This is a genomic window from Planobispora longispora (assembly GCF_016863135.1).
Lineage (GTDB): Bacteria > Actinomycetota > Actinomycetes > Streptosporangiales > Streptosporangiaceae > Planobispora > Planobispora longispora.
The window spans coordinates 30838-51852 of sequence record NZ_BOOH01000046.1 but is presented as its reverse complement, the minus strand read 5'-3'; the positions used below and the strand labels follow the sequence as shown (position 1 = coordinate 51852).

The following is a 21015-nucleotide window of genomic DNA, read 5'->3' as shown; positions in this document are numbered from 1 at the left end:
GGCTCCATGCGTGCGCCGCCCGCAGGCGGTAGAGTCGGGCACCGAACAGGTGTTCGGCGGGGTGGGAGGCGTGCCGGTGGGGGTGCCCGAGCTGCGGGTGATGGGAGTCGACCCGGGCCTGACCCGATGCGGGCTCGGCGCGGTGGAGGGACGTCCCGGCGCGCCGCTGAGCCTGGTCAAGGTCGGGGTCGTGCGCACCTCCGCCGACGACGAGATCGGGGCCAGGCTGGTGGCCGTCGAGGCCGGGATCGAGCAGTGGCTCGACGAGGTCAGGCCCGACGCCGTGGCCGTGGAGCGCGTCTTCGCCCAGCACAACCTCCGGACCGTCATGGGCACCGCGCAGGCCTCGGCCGTGGCCATCCTGTGCGCCTCGCGGAGGGGGCTCCCCGTCGCGCTGCACACCCCGTCGGAGGTCAAGGCCGCGATCACCGGCAGCGGCACGGCCGACAAGAAGCAGGTCGGCACCATGGTCACGAAGCTGCTCCGGCTCGACGCCATGCCCAAGCCCGCCGACGCCGCCGACGCCCTCGCGCTCGCCATCTGCCACATCTGGCGGGGCGGCGTGCAGAACCGCCTGGCCGAGGCCGCCGCCAGGGCGGCCGCCCCCGGCGCGGGCACGACGGCGGCGGCCTACTTCCGCGGCCGGGGCCGCGCCGGATACTCGAGAGGAAAGACCCAGTGATCGCCTCCGTACGGGGACAGGTGACCGCGATCGCGCCCGACGGGGCGGTCGTGGAAGTCGGGGGGATCGGCGTGCTGGTGCACTGCACGCCGGCCACGCTCGCGACGTTGCGCGTGGGGGAGGAGGCCCGGCTGGCCACGTCGCTGGTCGTCCGCGAGGACTCCCTCACCCTGTACGGCTTCGCCGACGACGACGAGCGCCGGGTCTTCGAGCTGGTGCAGGGCGCCAGCGGGGTCGGGCCCAAGGTGGCGCTGGCCATGCTCGCCGTGCACACGCCGAACGCGCTCCGGGTGGCCGTGGCCGGCGCCGACGTCAAGGCGCTCACCCGGGTCCCCGGCGTGGGCCCCAAGGGCGCGCAGCGGATCATCGTGGACCTCAAGGACAAGCTGGGCGCGCCCGAGGAGGCGGTCAACGCCGCGCTCAACGGCCGTGCGGTCGCGCCCGCCTGGCGGGAGCAGGTCCACTCCGGGCTGGTCGGACTGGGCTACTCGGCCAAGGACGCCGACGAGGCCGTCGCCGCGGTGGGCCCGCAGGCCGACGCCGACCTGGCGCAGGGCCGTACGCCGCAGGTGGCGGCGCTGCTGAAGGCGGCGCTGCGGACGTTGAGCCTGCGATGAGGACGGCGGGAGGCTTCGTGAGCGAGCGGGGCGAGCGGGCCATGGGCACGGTGGCGTCGCGAACGCGGCCGGCGGAGGAGGCGGCGTGAACGTGGAGCGGGATCTGGTGTCGGCGGAGGCCGCGGGCGACGAGCGGCTGATCGAGGCGGCGCTGCGGCCCAAGCGGCTGGACGAGTTCATCGGGCAGGCGCGCGTGCGCGAGCAGCTGTCGCTGGTGCTGCACAGCGCGCTGCGCCGGAACCGGCCGCCCGACCACGTGCTGATGAGCGGCTCGCCTGGGCTCGGCAAGACGACGCTCTCAATGATCATCGCGACCGAGCTGGGCGTCCCGCTCCGCATCACCTCCGGACCCGCCCTGGAGCGGGCCGGCGACCTCGCCGCGATCCTCTCGACGTTGTCGGAGGGGGAGGTCCTGTTCATCGACGAGATCCACCGGATGGCCCGTCCCGCCGAGGAGATGCTCTACCTGGCGATGGAGGACTTCCGGGTCGACATCGTGGTGGGCAAGGGGCCGGGCGCGACCGCGATCCCGCTGGAGATCGCCCCGTTCACCCTGGTCGGGGCGACCACCCGGGCGGGCCTGCTGCCGGCGCCGCTGCGCGACCGGTTCGGCTTCGTCGCGCACATGGACTTCTACGAGGCCGCCGAGCTGGAGCGGGTGCTGCACCGCTCCGCGGGGCTGCTGGGCCTGGAGCTCCCGGCGGACGCGGCGCGCGAGGTCGCCGGGCGGTCCCGGGGCACGCCCCGGATCGCCAACCGGCTGCTGCGCCGGGTCCGCGACTTCGCCGAGGTCCGCGCCGACGGTGTGATCACCCGGGAGATCGCCTCGGCCGCGCTGAACCTCTACGAGGTCGACGCCCAGGGGCTGGACCGGCTCGACCGGGCGGTGCTGGGAGCGCTGCTGCGCAGGTTCGGCGGCGGTCCGGTCGGCCTGTCCACGCTGGCGGTCGCGGTGGGGGAGGAGCCGGAGACGGTCGAGGTGGTCGCCGAGCCGTTCCTGGTCCGGCAGGGTCTGCTGGCCCGCACCCCCCGCGGCCGGGTCGCGACCGCGGCCGCCTGGGTCCACCTGGGGCTGACCCCGCCGCCGGACGCGTTCGGCGCCGGGGTCACCGCCGCCGATCCCGCGGGAGGGAGCGGACGGGGCGTCGTCGCCGGTCCCGGAGAAGCCCCCGGCTCCGGGGAAGGGGACGGACGGGTCGCCGCCGCCGATCCCGGGGAAGGGGACGGGCGTCTCTGACGTCGTTCCGCGCGCCGTCCCGCCGTGGGACGGCCGGACCTCCCGGATGCGCCGGGGCTCCGCCGTCCTCGCGGGTTCCGGGGAACGGCGTGGACCGCGACAAATGCCCCTGACGTCGCTTTTTCTTCCCGGGAGGGCTCGGCGAAGGCCGTATAGGATTCCGTGCGGGAGCCGTACAGAATCGATCACGGATTGGTGACAACCCTCTCGAAACGGGAACTTCCCTGTATGTGAGATCGTGACTTCGTTGCCGCGCTTCGAACAGCTCGCCTAAACTCCGTGGCTTGGCTGGCTGTGTAGGCTGACGTGCTGAGCGGCGTGGCCGTATTCAGACGTCCGGCGGCAGGCCGGTCATTCCCAAATGAAGGAGCGGCCCCATGGGTGACTACTCAAGCCTTATCATGATCGCTCTCATGGTCGTGGTGTTCTACTTCCTGCTCATCCGCCCGCAGCGCAAGCGGCAGCAGGAGCAGATCCAGATGCAGAACTCCCTCACCCCGGGGACGCGCGTCATGACCACGACCGGGCTTTTCGCCACCGTAGTGGCGATCGACGCCGAGGACGTGATCCTGGAGATCGCCCCCGGCGTCGAGACCCGCTGGGTCAAGGCCGCCATCGGGCGTGTGCTGACCCCGGTCGACGACGTCGAGGACGACCTCAAGGCCGTCGACAGCGACGTGGTGGAGACCGCAGAGCAGCAGGACGACGACCAGGACTCGACCACCAAGAAGTCCTGACCAGGCTCACCGCCAATCCCCTATAGCCGAAAGAACTGACGACCAGTGGCCCGACCGACCAGCGGCCAGAGCAGACCGGGGCGCATGCTCCTGGTGCTCCTGGCGCTCATCCTCGCCATGGGCGGGGTGATGCTCCTCAACAAGGCGCTCACCCCCGAATATGGCCTCGACCTCGCCGGCGGCACGACAGTGACGCTGCAGCCCATCACCCCGGACGGGAGCGACCCCTCCGAGGAGAGCCTCAACCTTGCCGTGAACATCATCCGGGACCGGGTGAACGGCAGTGGCATCTCCGACGCCGAGGTCGCCATAGCCGGTGACAACATCGTCATCTCCGTCCCCGGAGTGGGCCAGGAGGAAGTCGTCAAGCTGGTCGGTACGACCGCCGAGCTGCGTTTCCGCCAGGTGCTCGCGATCGGCGCCGGTGCGCCCACGCCCCCGGGTGAGATGTCCACCCAGGCGCCGACGCCCTCCGCCTCGCCCACGGCCACCGGCGGGCAGGGCACGCCCGCGCCGAAGCCGTCCGCGACCGCGCCGAAGCCGTCCGAGACCGCGGCGCCGAGCCCGACCGGCTCGCCCGCCGGGCGCGGCCTGTCCTCCGCGCTGACCGACCCGAGCCCCGCCGCCTCGGCCCAGCCGGGGAAGGGCGCGACCCCGTCGGCCCAGGCCAGGCAGAACGGGACGCAGAACGGAACCGGCGCGGCCCGGCAGGGCAAGGGCGCCACCCCCTCGGCGGCCCCGAGCTCGCCCGCCCCGAGCACCAGCGCCACCCCGTCGGCCCAGGCCACGCCCCCGGCCGAGGAGTCGGTGGCCGGGATCGACCTCGGCGGGATCGACGAGGCCGTGCTCAAGGAGTTCCAGGCCCTCGACTGCTCGAAGAAGGACCGGGGCCAGGGCGCCCAGGACGAGCCGAACAAGCAGTTCGCCGGCTGCAGCGACGACGGCAGCGTCAAGTACATCCTCGACAAGGCCGCCGTGACCGGCACCGCGATCGACAGCGCCGAGGCGGGCCAGGAGCCGAGCACCGGCGAGTGGCTCGTCCAGCTCTCCTTCAAGGGCCAGGGCCCCGAGCAGTGGACCAAGGTCACCACGACGGCCTACAACTCCCAGGAGCCGCGCACCCAGGTCGCCATGGTCCTGGACGGCGTGGTGATCTCCGCCCCGGTCATCCAGGAGCCCATCACCGGCGGCCGGGCGCAGATCTCCGGCGGCTTCACCCTGGAGACCGCCACCGAGCTGGCCAACCAGCTCAAGTACGGCGCGCTGCCGCTGAAGTTCGAGAAGGGCTCGATCGACGAGGTCTCCTCCACCCTGGGCGCCGACCAGCTCCGCGGCGGTCTCATCGCCGGCGCGATCGGCCTGGCCCTGGTGGTCGTCTACTCGATGCTCTACTACCGCGGCCTGGGCGTCGTCTCGGTGCTGAGCCTCGCGGTCGCCACCATCCTGACCTACCAGTCGGTGGTGCTGCTCGGCCACTTCGCGGGCTTCCGCCTCTCGCTGCCGCACATCATCGGTCTGATCGTCTCGATCGGTATCACCGCGGACTCGTTCATCGTCTACTTCGAGCGCATCCGTGACGAGATGAAGGAGGGCCGCCGCACGCTGCGCGCGGCCGTCGAGGTCGCCTGGGTCCGTGCCCGGCGGACGATCCTGATCGCCGACGCGGTCATGTTCATCGCCGCCGTGGTCCTCTACTTCCTGGCGGTCGGCGGAGTGGCCGGATTCGCGTTCGCGATGGGCCTGACCACCCTGATCGACATCGTCGTGGTGTTCATGTTCACCAAGCCGTTCGTCGCGCTGCTGGCCCGCCTGAAGTTCTTCGCCAAGGGGCACCCGCTCTCCGGTCTCGACGCCGAGCGCATGAGCGTCCAGCCGGTCGCCGGCCCCAAGACCGTTTCACAGGAGGCATGATGGCCGGCCTCGTAAGTCGCCTGTACCGGGGCGAGGTCAACGTCGACTTCGTCGGACGCCAGAAGCTCTGGTACAGCCTGTCCGCCTTCCTGCTCGTGATCTCCGTCGCGGGTCTGATCGTCAACGGCCTGAACCTGGGCGTGGAGTTCAAGGGCGGATCCGTCTTCTCCTTCAAGGCGCCCTCGGCCACCATCGAGCAGGTCCGCGGCACCATTCAGGAGGCGGGCGCGCACCAGGTCATCGTTCAGACGACCAACAACGGCTGGCGGGTCACCACCGAGAGCCTCCCGGAGCAGGAGGTGACCGCGGTGCAGAACGCGGTCACCAAGAGGTTCGGCGGTGACGTCACCCTCCAGGTGATCGGCGGTTCGTGGGGCGGCCAGGTCGCCGACAAGGCCGTCATCGGTCTGATCGTCTTCATGCTGGCGATCATCCTGTACCTGACGATGGCCTTCGAGTGGAAGATGGCGCTGGCCGCCATCGTCGCGCTGATCCACGACCTGGTGATCACCGCGGGCGTCTACGCGTGGTCCGGGTTCGAGGTCACCCCGGCGACCCTGCTGGGCTTCCTGACGATCCTCGGATACTCGCTGTACGACGCGGTCGTGGTGTTCGACATGATCAAGGAGGTCACCGCCAAGCTCGGCACGACCTCGAAGGTCACCTACACCCAGGCCGCCAACGACGCGCTGAACCACACGCTGATCCGGTCGCTGAACACCACCCTGGTGGCGATCCTGCCGGTGGCGGCGATCCTGTTCATCGGCACCACGCTGTTCGGCGCGGGCACGCTGAAGGACCTGTCGCTGGCGCTGTTCGTCGGCATGATCGTCGGTACCTACTCCTCGCTGTGCGTGGCGACGCCGCTGCTGGTGACGCTGAAGGAGCGCGAGCCGCGCTACCGGAAGATCGCCGAGCGGCTCGCCGCCACGGGCGGGGCGGGCGCCAAGACGGAGGGCGCCAAGGCCGCCCGCCAGACGGTGACGGCGGGAGCGGCCAAGGCCGCGGCCGCGGACGACAAGCGCAAGAAGAAGTAGCCGGAAGCGATCACGCCTCCGCCTCCCCGCCGGGGAGGCGGAGGCGTTTTCCGTGGGCGGGCTCCTCTCCCCGGGCGACGTCCTCCGGCAGACTCGTCACCGGCACCACCTCGCAGACCCCGCCGCACCACCCCGCAGACCCCGCCGGGAGCCCCCAGAGGCCCCGGGCGGGAGCACCCGCAGAACGCCCCACCGCCCCACCGCCCCACCGACTCCACCGACTCCACCAGGGATGTGAACATGAGCGACCTGAGCCGGCTGATCCTGGACCGGATCCGCGACGTGCCCGACTACCCCAAGCCGGGAATCCTGTTCAAGGACATCACCCCGCTGCTCTCCGACCCCGAGGCGTTCGCCGCGGTGACGGACGAGCTGGCCGGGCTGCACACCGTCGACAAGATCGTGGGCATCGAGGCCCGCGGGTTCATCCTGGCCGCCCCCGCGGCCTACAAGGCCCGCGCCGGGTTCGTCCCGATGCGAAAGAAGGGCAAACTTCCCGCGGAAACGCTCGACGCGTCTTACGATCTGGAGTACGGCTCCGCCACCATCGAGGTCCACCGGGACGCCTTCGCCCCCGGAGAGCGGGTCCTGATCGTCGATGACGTGCTCGCCACCGGAGGGACGGCGCGCGCGGCGGTGGAGCTGGTCCGCAGGGCGGGCGCCGAGGTCGTCGCCGTCGCCGTGCTCATGGAACTGGCCTTCCTGAAGGGGCGGGAGAGGCTCGACGGGGTCGGGCTCCACTCCCTCGTGATCGTCTGATCCACCCCCGGGGCGGGCGGCACCCAACCGCGTCTGGATACACTGAGGGATCTGGACTCGAACGTAAGGAGTCTGAGTGCCCCGTGATGTGGTCGTGCCCGACGTGACCGCCGGCGGTGGCGGTCCCGACATGGCCGTCCCGGCAGGCGATGCCGGTTCCGCCATGTCCGGAGCCACCGAAGAGAAACCGGCGGTGCGGCGGAGGCTCGCCCGCTTTGGGGGGCAATGGGGTGGCGCCATGAACCCGGTGCTTGAGCCGCTTTTCCGTACGGTCCGCGCGACCCATCCGAAGGCCGACCTTCGGCTGATCGAGCGGGCCTACGAGGTGGCGGCCTATCACCACCGCGATCAGAAGCGCAAGAGCGGTGATCCGTACATCACCCACCCGCTGGCCGTCGCGACGATCCTGGCCGAGCTGGGCACCGACGACGAGACGCTGTGCGCGGCGCTGCTGCACGACACCGTCGAGGACACCGCCTACGGCCTGGACGAGCTGCGGACGGACTTCGGCGACAGCATCGCGCAGCTGGTCGACGGCGTCACCAAGCTCGACAAGGTGAAGTTCGGCGACGCCGCCCAGGCCGAGACCGTGCGCAAGATGGTCGTGGCCATGTCCCGCGACATCAGGGTGCTGGTCATCAAGCTCGCCGACCGGCTGCACAACATGCGCACTATGCGCTACCTGCCCGAGCACAAGCGGCAGCAGAAGTCCCGCGAGACGCTGGAGATCTTCGCCCCGCTCGCCCACCGGCTGGGCATGAACACCATCAAGTGGGAGCTGGAGGACCTCGCGTTCGCCATGCTCTACCCCAAGCGCTACGACGAGATCGCCCGGATGGTGTCGAAGCGGGCCCCGCGCCGGGACCTGTTCCTGCAGGAGGTCATCGAGACCGTCTCCGCGGACCTGCGCGAGGCCAAGATCCGCGCCGAGGTCAAGGGCCGCCCCAAGCACTACTACTCGGTCTACCAGAAGATGATCGCCCGGGACGTCGCGTTCGACGACATCTACGATCTGGTGGGCATCCGGGTGCTGGTCGACACGGTCCGCGACTGCTACGCCGCCCTCGGAACGATCCACGCGCGGTGGAAGCCGGTGGCCGGCCGGTTCAAGGACTACATCGCGATGCCCAAGTTCAACATGTACCAGTCGCTGCACACCACGGTGATCGGTCCCGAGGGCAAGCCGGTGGAGCTGCAGATCCGCACCCACAGCATGCACCGCAGGGCGGAGTACGGCGTCGCCGCGCACTGGAAGTACAAGGAGGACATGACCACCTCCGGCCCGGGCGGGACGAAGCTGAAGCCCGCCAGCGACATGGCGTGGCTGCGCCAGCTTCTGGACTGGCAGAAGGAGACCGCCGACCCGGGGGAGTTCCTGGAGTCGCTCCGGTTCGACCTGTCGGTCTCCGAGGTCTACGTCTTCACCCCGCGCGGCCAGGTGCTCGCCCTCCCCGAGGGCGCGACCCCGGTCGACTTCGCCTACGCCGTCCACACCGAGGTGGGCCACCGCTGCATCGGCGCCCGGGTCAACGGCCGCCTGGTGCCGCTGGAGTCCCGGCTCAACAACGGCGACACCGTCGAGATCTTCACCTCCAAGTCGCCGGACGCCGGTCCGTCCCGCGACTGGCTGAAGTTCGTCAAGTCCGGCCGGGCCCGCAACAAGATCCGCCAGTGGTTCTCCAAGGAGCGCCGCGAGACCGCGATCGAGGCGGGCAAGGAGGCCATCGGGCGGGCCATGCGCAAGCAGGGCCTCCCGCTGCAGCGCCTGATGTCCGGAGAATCCCTCCTGGCGCTCGCGAGGGACCTGCGCTACCCGGATGTCTCCTCGCTCTACGCGGCGGTCGGAGAGGGCCACGTGGCCGCGCAGACGGTCGTGCAGAAGCTGGTGCAGTCCCTCGGCGGCGTGGAGAGCGCCGAGGAGGACATCGCCGAGACCGCGGTCCCGACGAAGCTCCGGGGCCGGCCGCGCGGCGGCGGCGGAGCGGGCGTGGTGGTCGCGGGCGACTCCGACGTCTGGGTACGGCTCTCGCGCTGCTGCACCCCGGTCCCCGGCGACGACATCGTCGGCTTCGTCACCCGCGGGCACGGCGTGTCGGTGCACCGGACCAACTGCCCCAACGTGGAGCAGCTGCGGTCCGAGCCGGACCGCCTGGTCGAGGTCTCCTGGGCGCCCGGCGGCGACTCGGTCTTCCTCGTCGCCATCCAGGTCGAGGCGCTGGACCGGCCCCGCCTGCTGTCCGACGTCACCCGGACCCTGTCCGACCAGCACGTGAACATCCTGTCGGCGTCGGTGACCACGTCCCGCGACCGTGTGGCGATCAGCAAGTTCACCTTCGAGATGGGCGACCCCAAGCACCTGGGCCACGTCCTGAAGGCCGTCCGCAACATCCAGGGCGTCTACGACGTCTACCGGGTCAGCGGCGCCGGGGGCTGAGCGAGCAGGAAACGAAACCCCTCGCCGCGGCGGCGCCCATCACGCGGTCACGGCCTCTCGCCGCACCGGCGCCGTGAGGGGGGAATCCTCGCGATCGGGGCGGCGGAGCGGGCCTCTGCCGTGCCGGTGACCCCCTCGCCTTACGTGGTGCCGTACATGCGACGGCGCCGGTACGGCGAGGGGCGCACGGACCTGTTCGGCGCCGCCGTACGGTGGGCGACCCCGGCGGGCCGGGCTCAGGAGAAGGGCCGGGCTCAGGAGAACTCGGCGAGCGTGCGCTCGGCCTCCTCCAGCCAGGAGCGGCGGGCGGTCAGGGCCTCCTCGGCGTCCTTGGCGTCCTTGTCCCGGCCGGCGGCGCGGGCCTTGGCCAGGCGGGACTCCAGCTGCTCGATGGACCTGCGGAGCTGGTCCACCGTGTTCTGGGCGCGGGCACGGGCCTCGGGGTTGGAGCGCTTCCACTCCGCCTCCTCGGCCTTGCGGACCGCGTCGTCCACCTTGCGCAGCCCGCCCTCCAGGCGGTCGCGCTGCTCGCGGGGGACGGGGCCGGCGTCCTCCCAGCGCTCCAGGAGACCGCGCAGGGCGGCCCGGGCGGAGCGGGCGTCGGTGACGGGGAGGATCTTCTCCGCCTCGGCCAGGAGCTGCTCCTTGACCTCGGCGTTGGCCGCCAGCGAGGCGTCACGCTCGGCGAAGACCGCCGATCGGGCCTGGAAGAACTGGTCCTGGGCGCCCTTGAACCGGGCCCAGAGCTCGTCCTCGACGTCGCGGGCGGCCCGGCCGGCGGCCTTCCACTGCCGCATCAGCTCCCGGTAGGCCGAGGCGGTGGCGCCCCAGTCGGTGGAGGAGGCCAGGCTCTCCGCCTCCGCCACGATGCGCTCCTTGGTGCTGCGCACGCCCTCGCGCTGCTCGTCCAGGCCCGCGAAGTAGGCCTTGCGCCGCTTGGCGAAGGCCGTGCGGGCCGCCGACAGCCGCTTCCACAGCGCGGCCTCGGTGGTCCGGTCGATCCGCTCGGCGGCCTTCCACTCCTCCACCAGCTGGCGCAGGCGCTCCCCGCCGGTCTTCCAGTGGGTGGTCGACTCGGCCACCGACTCGGCCTCGGCGACGATGCGCTCCTTGATGCCCCTGGCCTCGGCGCGCGCCACGTCGCGGGCGGCCTTGACCTCCTCGCGGCGCTGCGTGACCAGCTCCGTGAGGGTGTCCAGCCGCTTCAGCAGCGCGTCGAGATCGCCGACCGCGTGCGCGTCGGTGATCGCCTCGCGGAGCTTGACGATGGTGGCCTCGGCCTGGGCGGGAGGCAGGTCCGTACCGCGCACCCGCTGCTCCAGCAGCGTGACCTGCCCGGCCAGCTCGTCGAACTTGCGATGGAAGTAGGCGAGGGCCTCCTCCGGCTCGCCGGCCTGCCAGGACCCGACGGCCCGCTCTCCCTCAGCCGTACGCACGTAGACGGTGCCGTCGTCGTCTACCCGGCCCCACGGGTCGGTGCTCACCGTGTCCTCCCGCACTTTCCTCAGCCTTTCCGGGAACCGTACGGCCCCGGGTTCGTATGCCTGGTTGTATTACGTCAGCTCTTGGCGGATATTGTCACGTCTTTGATCTCGACGGTTTTCTTCGGGGCCCCGGTGCCGTCCTGTCCCGGGGTGATGACGCCGCCCTTGTTCACCTTGTCGATGATCTCCAGGCCCTTGGTAACCGTACCGAACGGGGTGTAGTTCGGGCCCAGGCCGGTGTCGCCGAACACGATGAAGAACTGGCTGCCGTTGGTGTTGGGACCGCTGTTGGCCATGGCGACCACGCCGCGGGTGTACTTGGCGCCCTCGAGGTTCTCGTCCACGAAACGGTAGCCGGGACCGCCCTGGCCGTCGGTCATGCCCTTGCCGTCGGCCGTGGCCAGCGGGTCGCCGCACTGCAGCACGGGGAACTCCGCGGAGCCCAGGCGGTGGCACTTGGAGCCGTCGAAGTAGTCCTTCGAGGCGAGGAACGCGAAGGAGCCGACCGTGCAGGGGGTCTTCTCGGCGTCCAGCTTGATGACGATGTCGCCCTGGCTGGTCTTCAGCGTCATGGTCTTGGGGGAGAGATCTACCTTGGCCGGGGGCATGCCGACGTCCTTGGCCTGGCCGCCCTCGGCTGCGGGGACGTAGCCGCAGGTTCCCGCGGCCTTGTCGAAGGCCGTGGGCTGGGGCCCGGCCGCGCTCGCGCTCGCCTCCGGGTCCGCGCTCCCGTTCGCCGAGGGGGTGGCCGCCGCGTCCGTCGGGGAGGAGTCGCCGGAACCTCCCAGCAGGACCGTCGCGGCGACGATGCCGCCGATGACCACCACGGTTCCCACGGTGCTGCCGATGATCGCGGTCTTCCTGGCCTTGGTCTCGCGCTCCACGCGCCGGTGCATCTGCCGCTCGTAGTGCTCGCGCGCCAGTTGCTTCTGGCGGTCCTTGCCGCTCACCGCTTCGCCCTCCCGAGTGCCGGAGTATTACATATTGAGGTGGGCGAATCGTATCGGCCACAGCGCGATGATTCGCAGCCCGCCGACCCGCACCGGTACCCTTCGGTTACATTCCCATCCGCATTCTTGACGAGATCAGCTGAGGCAGATGCTCATCGCCGGCTTTCCCGCAGGGTCCTTCCAGGCCAACTGCTATGTCGTCGCTCCCGCCGCGGGCGAGGAGTGCGTCATCGTCGATCCGGGGCAGAACGCCGTCGGCGACCTGGACGACGTGCTGCGCGAGCATCGGCTCAAGCCGGTCGCGGTGCTGGTCACCCACGGTCACATCGATCACATGTGGTCGGTCGCCCCGGTCTGCGGCGCGCGCGACGTGCCGGCCTGGATCCACCCCGAAGACCGCGATCTGCTGTCCGACCCGGGCAAGGGATTGTCGCTGACGACCCGGCAGCAGCTGTTCGGCGGGCTCACCTTCACCGAACCCGACGACGTGCGCGAGCTGGCCGACGGCGAGGTGCTGAGGCTGGCGGGCATGGAGCTCACGGTCGACCACACGCCCGGCCATACCAGGGGGTCGGTGACGTTCAGGCTGCCCTCCACGGACGAGATCCCGGACGTGATGTTCTCGGGCGACCTGCTGTTCGCCGGCTCCATCGGCCGCACAGACCTCCCGGGCGGCGACTACCCGACGATCCTGCGCAGCCTGGCCGCCAAGTGCCTGCCGCTGCCGGACGACACGGTGGTCCTGCCCGGCCACGGACCACAGACCACGATCGGCCGGGAGCGCGCCACCAATCCGTATCTCGCGGAGGCGGCTCCCCACGCCGGTCCCAGCAGGGGACTTTAGAGACATGAGCTTCCAGGCGCCCAAGGGCACCTTCGACTGGACCCCGCCGCGCTCCGAGCGGGTCCTCGCCATCCGGGAGGCGCTCGCCGCCCCCGCCCGCCGCGCGGGCTACGGCTACATCGAGACACCGGTCTTCGAGGACACCGCGCTGTTCGCACGCGGCGTGGGGGAGTCGACCGACATCGTCTCCAAGGAGATGTACACCTTCACCGACAAGGGCGGGCGCTCCCTCACGCTGCGCCCCGAGGGCACCGCGTCGGTCGTGCGGGCGGTCCTGCAGCACGGCCTGCACAACGGGCAGCTCCCCGTCAAGCTGTGGTACTCCGGAAGCCAGTTCCGCTACGAGCGCGCGCAGAAGGGCCGCTACCGCCACTTCTGGCAGGTCGGCGCCGAGGCCCTCGGCTCCGAGGACCCGGCGCTGGACGCCGAGCTGATCATGCTGGCCGCCGACGGCTACGCCGGGCTGGGCCTGACCGGGGTCCGGCTGCTGATCAACACGCTGGGCTGCAAGGAGTGCCGCCCCGGCTACCGGGCCGCGCTCCAGGAGTTCCTGCGCGCCCTCGACCTCGACGAGCCCACCCGGGCCCGGATCGAGATCAATCCGTTGCGCGTGCTGGACGACAAGCGCCCGGAGGTGCAGGCCCAGCTGGCCGGCGCGCCGATGGTCGTCGACCACCTGTGCGGGGCATGCAAGACCTACCACGAGGAGGTCCGCTCGCTGCTGACCGCCTCGGGCGTCGCCTTCGCCGACGACCCGCGCCTGGTGCGCGGTCTCGACTACTACACCCGCACCACCTTCGAGTTCGTCCACGACGGGCTGGGCTCGCAGTCCGCGGTCGGCGGCGGCGGGCGCTACGACGGGCTGAGCGAGATGATCGGCGGTCCGTCGCTGCCGAGCGTCGGCTGGGCGCTCGGCGTGGACCGCACGCTCCTGGCGATGGAGGCCGAGGGCCTGCTTGCGGACGAGGCCGCCGGGGAACGTGTGCAGGTGTACGGTGTCCCGCTGGGTGAGGAAGCACGCCGCCGGATGTTCCTTCTGGTCACGGAACTGCGCCGGGCGGGCCTCGTCGCCGACATGTCGTTCGGCGGCAAGGGCCTCAAGGGGGCCATGAAGGGCGCCGACCGCTCCGGCGCCCGCTACGCGCTGGTCCTGGGCGAGCGCGACCTGGCGGCCCGGGCCGTACAGCTGAAAGACCTGACCACCGCAGAGCAGACCGAGGTGCCGTTGACCGAGGTCGTCGACATTCTGAAGGGGAAGTTTTCGTGATCCGCACGCACACCGCCGGTTCGCTCCGCAAGGAGCACGCGGGTGAGCAGGTAACGCTGGCCGGATGGGTGGCGCGCCGCCGCGACCACGGCGGCGTGGTCTTCATCGACCTGCGTGACGCCTCCGGCACGGCCCAGGTGGTCTTCCGCGAGGAGGACGACGCGCACGGCCTGCGCGCCGAGTACTGCGTCAAGGTCGTCGGGGAGGTGCGGGTCCGCCCCGCGGGCAACGAGAACCCCGACCTGCCCACCGGCGAGATCGAGGTCGTCGCCTCCGAGGTCGAGGTGCTCAGCGAGTCCGCCCCGCTGCCGTTCCCGATCGAGGGCAACGCCGGGGTCTCGGAGGAGGCCCGGCTGAAGTACCGCTACCTCGACATCCGCCGCCAGCAGGTCGCGCAGGCGATGCGCGTGCGCTCCAAGGCCACCTACCTCGCCAACGAGGTGCTCAACGAGCACGGGTTCGTCTACGTCGAGACGCCGACGCTGACCCGCTCCACCCCCGAGGGCGCCCGCGACTTCCTGGTCCCGGTCCGCCTGCAGCCCGGCAACTGGTACGCCCTGCCCCAGTCGCCGCAGCTGTTCAAGCAGCTGCTGCAGGTGGCGGGCCTGGAGCGCTACTACCAGCTGGCCAAGTGCTACCGCGACGAGGACCTGCGCGCCGACCGGCAGCCGGAGTTCACCCAGATCGACCTCGAGATGTCCTTCGTGGACCAGGAGGACGTCATCGCCGTCGGCGAGGCGCTGATCGGGCGGGTTTGGAAGGAGATCCTCGGCTACGAGATCCCCGTGCCGCTGCCCCGGATGACCTACGCCGACGCCATGGCCCGTTACGGCTCCGACAAGCCGGACCTGCGCTTCGGCCAGGAGCTCGTCGACATGACCGGGTTCTTCGCCGACACCACCTTCCGGGTCTTCCAGGCGCCGTACGTCGGCGCCGTGGTCATGCCGGGCGGCGCCTCCCAGACCCGCAAGGAGCTGGACGGCTGGCAGGAGTGGGCCAAGTCGCGCGGCGCCCGGGGCCTGGCCTACGTTCTGGTCGGCGAGGACGGCACGCTCGGCGGCCCGGTCGCCAAGAACCTGTCGGAGACCGAGACCGCGGGTCTGGCCGCCAAGGCCGGCGCGAACCCCGGTGACGCGATCTTCTTCGCGGCCGGCGCCGCCGCCGCCTCCCGCGACCTGCTCGGCGCGGCCCGCCTGGAGATCGGCCGGCGCTGCGGCCTGATCGACGAGTCGCAGTGGAGCTTCCTGTGGGTCGTCGACGCGCCGATGTTCGAGCCCGTGCTCGACGACGCCGGCACCCAGATCGGCTGGACCGCGGTGCACCACCCGTTCACCGGTCCCAAGCCCGAGTGGGCCGACACCTTCCAGGACAACCCGGGTGAGGCCCTGGCCTACGCCTACGACATGGTCTGCAACGGCATGGAGATCGGCGGCGGCTCGATCCGTATCCACCGCGCCGAGATGCAGCAGCGCGTCTTCGACGTGCTCGGCATCTCCAAGGAGGAGGCCGAGAGCAAGTTCGGCTTCCTGCTGGAGGCGTTCAAGTACGGCCCGCCGCCGCACGGCGGCATCGCCTACGGCTGGGACCGCATCTGCATGCTGCTGGCGGGCGGCGACTCGATCCGCGACGTCATCGCCTTCCCGAAGACGGCCTCCGGCTTCGACCCGCTGACCGGCGCGCCCACCCCGATCACGGGCGAGCAGCGCAAGGAGGCGGGCGTCGACGCCAAGCCGAAGGAGACGGGGCCGAAGGAGGCCGAGGCGGCCAAGCCCGCCTGAGCCCGATCCACCCGCATGCCGGTGCCCCGGCGGGCACGCCGCCCGCCGGGGCACCGGCATGAGATGCGGGCGTTCCGGCGCGACCGTACGGCCGTAGCCCCTCGCATGCTCCCGGCGGATGTCAGAAGCGGACCGGGAGCGCGTTCAGGCCGCGGATGAACGAGGCCTGCCCGCGCCAGGAGAGCTCCCCGGGGGCGCAGTCGAGGGCGATGCCCGGAAGGCGGCGCAGCAGCGTCTCGAAGGCGATCTGAGCCTCCATGCGGGCCAGCGGGGCGCCCAGGCAGAAGTGGACGCCGTGGCCGAAGGCCATGTGCTGGCCGGGGGACCGGGTGACGTCCAACGTGTCCGGATCGTCGAACGCCGCAGGGTCGCGCCCGGCCGCGCCGAGCGAGACGTGGACCAGGCTGTCCGCGGGGATGGGAACGCCTCCCAGCTGGAGGTCCTCGGTGGCGAAGCGGAGGGTGGCGCGCTCCAGCGGCCCGTCGTAGCGGAGGAACTCCTCGACGGCGCCCGGGATCAGATCGGGCCGCTCCCGCAGAAGCCGGAGCTGGTCGGGGTGGGTCAGCAGGGCCAGCATGCCGTTGCCGATGAGGTTGGCCGTGGTCTCGTGCCCGGCGATGAGCAGCAGCGTGAACATGGCGATCAGCTCGGGCTCGGTCAGCGTCTCGTCCTCGTCGCGCGGGGCGACCAGCGCGCTGACCATGTCGTCCCTGGGGACGGCCCGGCGTTCGGCGATGAGCCGGGAGAAGTAGGTCTGGATGGCGCCGCTCACCTCGTCACGGCGCTTGACGGCCTCCTCGTCGAGCGACGGGACGACGAGGGTGGCCGACCAGACGCGGAAGTCGTCGCGGTCCTCGGCGGGCACTCCAAGCAGCTCGCAGATCACGGTGACCGGCAGCGGGAAGGCGAAGTCGTCGAGGAGGTCGGCCCGCCCTCCGCCCTCCATCCGGTCGATCAGCCGGTCGGTGATCTCCTGGACCCGGGGGCGCAGGCTCTCGACCCGGCGCGGGGTGAACGCCTTGGAGACCAGGCGGCGCAGCCGGGTGTGATTCGGCGGATCGCTGGAGAGCATGTTGTCGGCGAACGCGGGATTGGCGCCGGCCAGCTCCTGCAGGAGGGCGGATCCGTGCTGCAGGTTCTTGGCCAGCCGGGGGTCGCCCAGCGCTGCCCGGCCGTGCTCGTGGTCGATGACCAGGAACGACGGCATTCCCGGGGGAAAGTCCACCGGATGGACCGGGCTCGCGTCGCGCAGCCCGGCGTACTGGGCGTACGGGTCCCGGACGAACGCCGGGGCGAGCAGGAACTCGATCGGCAGTTTCCCGGGGGCCGATCCGTTTCCGGAGATCGGGTCGTGCGCGGTGGAATGTCCGTCGCCGGTGGCTGGGCCGGGCACGGGGGTCGGGTCGGGCATGGGCGCCTCCTCGGTGAGTCGGATCGCGTGCCTTGCCCCTATAGCTTGATCTCCTGCGGGCGATGATCGACTCGATGTGACCGAGATCACAGAATGGAGTCGCCTCGCCCGCGCGGGTCCCGTGCCGCGAGCCGGCCCGGGACGTCTCAGGAGACCTTGACGTCCTTGATGATGACCGGGATCTTGGGGGCGTTGGAGCCGCCGTCGCCGGTGATGTCGTCGGGGTTGGTGATCCACCCGCCCTTGACGATCTCGTCGACGATCTCCAGGCCCTTGGAGATGGTGCCGATCGGTGTGTAGGCCGCCGCCGCGTCGAGCTGGGCGGTCTCGTCGCTGTAGGAGATCCAGAACTGGCTGCCGTTCTGGTTGCTCGCGTCCCCCGGCTGGGCCAGCGCGACCGTGCCCCGGCCGTACGACAGGCCGCCCAGGTTCTCGTCGTTGAACACGTAGCCCGAGCTGCCCTGCCCGTCGGTGGGGTTCTTGCCGTCGGCCTTGGCCTGCGGGTCGCCGCACTGCAGGAGCCCCAGACCCGAGTTCTCGGGGGTGGCCAGGCGGTGACACCTGGTGTTGTCGAAGAAGTTCTTCTTGGCCAGGAAGGCCATGGAGTTGACGGAGCAGGGGGCCGCCTGGGTCGCCAGATCGATCACGATGTCACCGTGGTTGGTGGTGATCGTCATGGTCTTCAGCTTCAGGTTCGGCTTGTTCGGCGGGAAGCCCACCTCCTTGGCGGGGGAGCCGCTGGTGTCCTTGCGGTACTCGCAGGTGACGGCGCCCGCCTTGAGCGGGTTGCCGGGGCTCGGCGACACGGTCGCGCTCGGCGAGGCGGTCGGGTCCGCCGACTCCGAAGCGGTCGGGGTCGGCGTGGCGGCCGCCTTGTTCTCGGCGTCGCTGCTGCCTCCGAGCAGGGTCGTCGCAGCGATCAGGCCACCGGCCACGACGGCCACTGCGACGCCGGCGCCGATGAAGGTGTTCCGCTTCGCCTTGCCGGCCTGCTGCGCACGCTGAACCTGTCGTTCCTTGTGCTCTCGTGCCAGCTGGCTCTGGCGGTCTTCGCCGCTCACCGCTATGTCCTCCAGGATCGCCTTTGCATGACTGTTAACCCGGCGAAAGCGTACCGGCACTGGAGTGTGCTGGATGTAAGTGACGGAATCTGACGGATGGCGATGGATGGGATCAGTGGGAAAACACTGGATCTCTTTACGCGTTCCGGAACCTCTGCGTGGTGAGATGCGTACTCGGTGACCACGAACTACGCACGACCGGAGCAACGCCATGTTCGAGCAATTCCTCGGCCTGCCCTCGCACCCGCTGATCGTTCACGCGGCCGTCGTCCTGACGCCGCTCCTGGCCGTGCTGGCCGCGGTCTACGCACTGGCGCCGCGCACCCGTCCCGCGCTGACCTGGGCGGTGCTGGGACTCGCCGTGGTCACGCCCATCGCCACCCTGCTGGCCAGGCAGAGCGGCATCGCGCTCAAGGAGGCCCGGTTCTCCTCCGCCGGGGGACAGCTCGGCCGGCGCATCGCCGAGCACGAGAGCTTCGGCACGCCGATGGCGCTGGTCGCGGCCGCCCTGGGACTGGCCGCCCTGGGGCTGGTCTACGTCACCCGCGGCGACCGGTTCGGCCGCCCGGTGGTCCTGGCCGTCTCGGCGCTGACCGTGGTCCTGGCCCTGGTCGCGGGCTACTACGCGGCGCGCGCCGGGCACAGCGGGGCCGTGGCCGTCTGGGGAAGCTAGGCGCCCCTCCGGCCGGCCCGCGCCCCGTCGCGTCACACGGGACGGCGCCGGCACGGTACGGCGGGCGTCCGCGGGAGCGGGGACGCCCGCCGGTGGCGGTACTGTCGGGGGGTGGACAGCCTGTTCGACTCGGTGGCGGAGGAGGCCCACCGCGGCCAGGAGCCCCTCGCGGTCCGGATGCGCCCGCGGGCCCTGGACGAGGTGATCGGCCAGCGCCACCTCCTGGGCCCGGGGACGCCGCTGCGCCGGCTCGTCGAGGCCGAGGCGCCGATGTCGCTGTTCCTGTGGGGCCCGCCCGGCACCGGCAAGACCACCCTCGCCTACGTCGTGGCCGGGGTGACCAAGCGCCGCTTCGTCGAGGTGTCCGCGGTCTCCGCGGGCGTCAAGGAGGTCCGCGCGGCCATCGAGCAGGCCCGCCGCGACCTGGGCATGTCCGGCCGCCAGACGGTGCTGTTCGTCGACGAGGTGCACCGCTTCAACAAGGCGCAGCAGGACGCCCTGCTGCCCGCCGTGGAGAACCGCTGGGTCACCTTCATCGGGGCCACCACCGAGAACCCCTTCTTCTCCGTCATCTCGCCGCTGCTGTCGCGCTCGCTGCTGCTCACCCTGGAGCCGCTCTCCGACGACGACGTCCGCACGGTGCTGGAGCGCGCCGTCGCCGACCCCCGCGGCCTGGACGGGAAGGTCCGGCTGGCGCCGGAGGCGGCCGGCCACCTCGTCCGGCTGGCGGGCGGGGACGCCCGCCGCTCGCTGACCTACCTGGAGGCGGCCGCGCTGATCGCCGACGGCGAGGTCACCGTGGAGGTGGTGGAGCGCGCGGTGGACAAGGCGGCCGTGCGCTACGACCGCCAGGGCGACCAGCACTACGACGTGATCAGCGGTTTCATCAAGAGCATGCGGGGCTCCGACGCCGACGCGGCCCTGCACTACCTGGCCCGGATGATCGAGGCCGGCGAGGACCCCCGGTTCATCGCCCGCCGTATAATGATCTTCGCCTCCGAGGACGTCGGCATGGCCGACCCGACCTGCCTGCAGGTCGCGGTGGCCGCGTCCCAGGCGGTGGAGCTCATCGGCCTGCCCGAGGGGCGGCTCAACCTCGCCCAGGCGGTCATCCACTGCGCGCTGGCCCCCAAGTCCAACGCGGTGATCAGCGCCGTCGACGCGGCCGCGGCGGACGTCCGGCGCGGCGACATCGGCCAGGTCCCCGGCCACCTGCGCGACGCCCACTACGCCGGGGCGAAGAAACTCGGTCACGGCAAGGGCTACAAGTACCCCCACGACTTCGAGCACGGCCTGGTCCGCCAGGACTATCTCCCCGAGACGCTCCGCGACCGCCGCTACTACCAGCCCACCCGGCACGGCGCCGAGGCGGGTTTCGCCGACCGGTGGTCCCGGATCCGGGCATTCCTCCGCGGCGTGCCGGGGGAACAGGGCAAGACGCGATAGGGTCGTGCCGTTCCGGGCGGGTGAGGTAGGGAGAGTCGGCGCATGCTTACCGCGGGAGAGGTCGCCGGACTGATCGCGGCCGTGGCCTGTGTGGTCCTCGTCTGCTTTCTGATCATGGTCCTGGTCAAGCTGTCCCGGCTGGTCACCGAGACCACCAAGGCGGTCGCCGAGCTGAACGGCCGGGTGGTCCCCCTGCTGGAGGAGGTCGCGCTCACCGTCGGCGAGGCCAACCGCCAGCTCGTCGAGGTCGAGGCCGTCATCCGCGACGTCAAGCGGGTCAGCGGGCACGCGGCCAAGGTCAGCGACGTCACCCAGACGCTGGTCACCCGCCCGCTCATCAAGGTCGCGGCGCTCGGCCACGGACTCCGACAGGCCATCGGCGCCCGCGGCCGCGGCGGGTCGAAGCCCCGCGCGCTGGAGAGGCGGCGGCGATGATCCGGAGATTGTTCTACATGGCCCTGGGAGCCTTCGGGGCGGTGTGGACCATGCGTAAACTTCAGGCCCTGCACCCCAACCACGTGGCGCGCCGCGCCGTCCGCAACGCCTCCGGTCTGCTGGAGCAGGCCAGGGACATCGCGGGGGACGCGCGGGACGTCGCCGCCAGGCGGGAAACCGAGTTGCGGGCCCGCTTCGGGCTCGACACTGTGGAAAACACCTATAACTACGACGTAAAGGATGGCCGCTGAC

At 71.2% G+C, this 21015-nt stretch carries 19 protein-coding genes; 15 read left to right on the top strand and 4 right to left on the bottom strand.

Features of this window, described 5'->3' with window-relative positions:
- The first annotated feature begins 91 nt into the window (after positions 1–91).
- From ruvC to Plo01_RS27780, 8 genes are all read left to right on the top strand, one after another.
- Positions 92–682 (top strand): crossover junction endodeoxyribonuclease RuvC, encoded by a 591-nt coding sequence (gene ruvC, locus Plo01_RS27815; RefSeq protein WP_239317202.1) that lies wholly within the window; start codon positions 92–94, stop codon positions 680–682.
- Positions 679–1299, top strand: a complete 621-nt coding sequence (gene ruvA, locus Plo01_RS27810) for a Holliday junction branch migration protein RuvA (protein WP_203893657.1) — start codon at positions 679–681, stop codon at positions 1297–1299. Before ruvC ends, ruvA begins: the two co-directional genes overlap by 4 nt.
- A gap of 85 nt (positions 1300–1384) precedes the next feature.
- Positions 1385–2536 carry a Holliday junction branch migration DNA helicase RuvB gene (gene ruvB / locus Plo01_RS27805; RefSeq protein WP_203893656.1) on the top strand — a complete coding sequence of 384 codons (1152 nt, stop codon included), beginning with the start codon at positions 1385–1387 and terminating at the stop codon, positions 2534–2536.
- A gap of 377 nt (positions 2537–2913) precedes the next feature.
- Positions 2914–3273, top strand: a complete 360-nt coding sequence (gene yajC, locus Plo01_RS27800) for a preprotein translocase subunit YajC (RefSeq protein ID WP_203893655.1) — start codon at positions 2914–2916, stop codon at positions 3271–3273.
- A gap of 84 nt (positions 3274–3357) precedes the next feature.
- Positions 3358–5184, top strand: a complete 1827-nt coding sequence (gene secD, locus Plo01_RS27795) for a protein translocase subunit SecD (protein ID WP_203893654.1) — start codon at positions 3358–3360, stop codon at positions 5182–5184.
- Positions 5184–6221, top strand: a complete 1038-nt coding sequence (gene secF / locus Plo01_RS27790; RefSeq protein ID WP_203893653.1) for a protein translocase subunit SecF — start codon at positions 5184–5186, stop codon at positions 6219–6221. Before secD ends, secF begins: the two co-directional genes overlap by 1 nt.
- A gap of 240 nt (positions 6222–6461) precedes the next feature.
- The gene (locus tag Plo01_RS27785; RefSeq protein WP_203893652.1) at positions 6462–6980 is read left to right on the top strand and encodes an adenine phosphoribosyltransferase; all 519 of its coding nucleotides are present in this window, start codon (positions 6462–6464) and stop codon (positions 6978–6980) included.
- 130 nt (positions 6981–7110) lie between these two features.
- Positions 7111–9414: a RelA/SpoT family protein gene (locus Plo01_RS27780; protein ID WP_373871725.1), complete on the top strand. Its 2304-nt coding sequence runs from the start codon at positions 7111–7113 to the stop codon at positions 9412–9414.
- A gap of 254 nt (positions 9415–9668) precedes the next feature.
- On the opposite strand, the gene Plo01_RS27775 is transcribed toward Plo01_RS27780, so the two are convergent.
- Together Plo01_RS27775 and Plo01_RS27770 are read right to left on the bottom strand one after the other, a co-directional pair.
- Positions 9669–10898: a DUF349 domain-containing protein gene (locus Plo01_RS27775; protein WP_203893650.1), complete on the bottom strand. Its 1230-nt coding sequence runs from the start codon at positions 10896–10898 to the stop codon at positions 9669–9671.
- Positions 10899–10972: 74 nt separating this feature from the next.
- The gene (locus Plo01_RS27770; RefSeq protein ID WP_203893649.1) at positions 10973–11848 is read right to left on the bottom strand and encodes a peptidylprolyl isomerase; all 876 of its coding nucleotides are present in this window, start codon (positions 11846–11848) and stop codon (positions 10973–10975) included.
- 148 nt (positions 11849–11996) lie between these two features.
- On the opposite strand from Plo01_RS27770, the gene Plo01_RS27765 reads away from it, so the two are divergent.
- The 3 genes from Plo01_RS27765 to aspS are packed head-to-tail and all read left to right on the top strand — an operon-like array spanning position 11997 to position 15737.
- Positions 11997–12692, top strand: a complete 696-nt coding sequence (locus Plo01_RS27765; RefSeq protein WP_203893648.1) for an MBL fold metallo-hydrolase — start codon at positions 11997–11999, stop codon at positions 12690–12692.
- 4 nt (positions 12693–12696) lie between these two features.
- Positions 12697–13959: a histidine--tRNA ligase gene (gene hisS / locus Plo01_RS27760; RefSeq protein WP_203893647.1), complete on the top strand. Its 1263-nt coding sequence runs from the start codon at positions 12697–12699 to the stop codon at positions 13957–13959.
- A complete protein-coding gene (aspS, locus tag Plo01_RS27755) occupies positions 13956–15737 on the top strand; it encodes an aspartate--tRNA ligase (RefSeq protein WP_203893646.1) in 1782 nt (593 codons plus the stop codon). Before hisS ends, aspS begins: the two co-directional genes overlap by 4 nt.
- A 121-nt stretch (positions 15738–15858) precedes the next feature.
- On the opposite strand, the gene Plo01_RS27750 is transcribed toward aspS, so the two are convergent.
- Together Plo01_RS27750 and Plo01_RS27745 are read right to left on the bottom strand one after the other, a co-directional pair.
- Entirely contained in the window at positions 15859–17148 is a 1290-nt protein-coding gene (locus Plo01_RS27750) for a cytochrome P450 family protein (RefSeq protein WP_203893645.1), read from the bottom strand.
- 146 nt (positions 17149–17294) lie between these two features.
- Positions 17295–18209 (bottom strand): peptidylprolyl isomerase, encoded by a 915-nt coding sequence (locus Plo01_RS27745; RefSeq protein ID WP_203893644.1) that lies wholly within the window; start codon positions 18207–18209, stop codon positions 17295–17297.
- A gap of 211 nt (positions 18210–18420) precedes the next feature.
- Between Plo01_RS27745 and Plo01_RS27740 the strand changes: the two genes are divergently transcribed.
- The 4 genes from Plo01_RS27740 to Plo01_RS27725 all read left to right on the top strand — a co-directional run bounded on the left by Plo01_RS27740 (position 18421) and on the right by Plo01_RS27725 (position 21014).
- Positions 18421–18882 (top strand): DUF2231 domain-containing protein, encoded by a 462-nt coding sequence (locus tag Plo01_RS27740; RefSeq protein ID WP_203893643.1) that lies wholly within the window; start codon positions 18421–18423, stop codon positions 18880–18882.
- Between the two features lie 111 nt (positions 18883–18993).
- On the top strand, positions 18994–20328 hold the full coding sequence (locus tag Plo01_RS27735) for a replication-associated recombination protein A (protein WP_239317185.1): 1335 nt from the start codon (positions 18994–18996) through the stop codon (positions 20326–20328).
- A 42-nt stretch (positions 20329–20370) separates the two neighbouring features.
- Positions 20371–20763, top strand: a complete 393-nt coding sequence (locus Plo01_RS27730; RefSeq protein ID WP_203893642.1) for a DUF948 domain-containing protein — start codon at positions 20371–20373, stop codon at positions 20761–20763.
- Between the two features lie 17 nt (positions 20764–20780).
- Positions 20781–21014, top strand: a complete 234-nt coding sequence (locus Plo01_RS27725; protein ID WP_239317198.1) for a hypothetical protein — start codon at positions 20781–20783, stop codon at positions 21012–21014.
- The last annotated feature ends 1 nt before the right edge of the window (position 21015 follow it).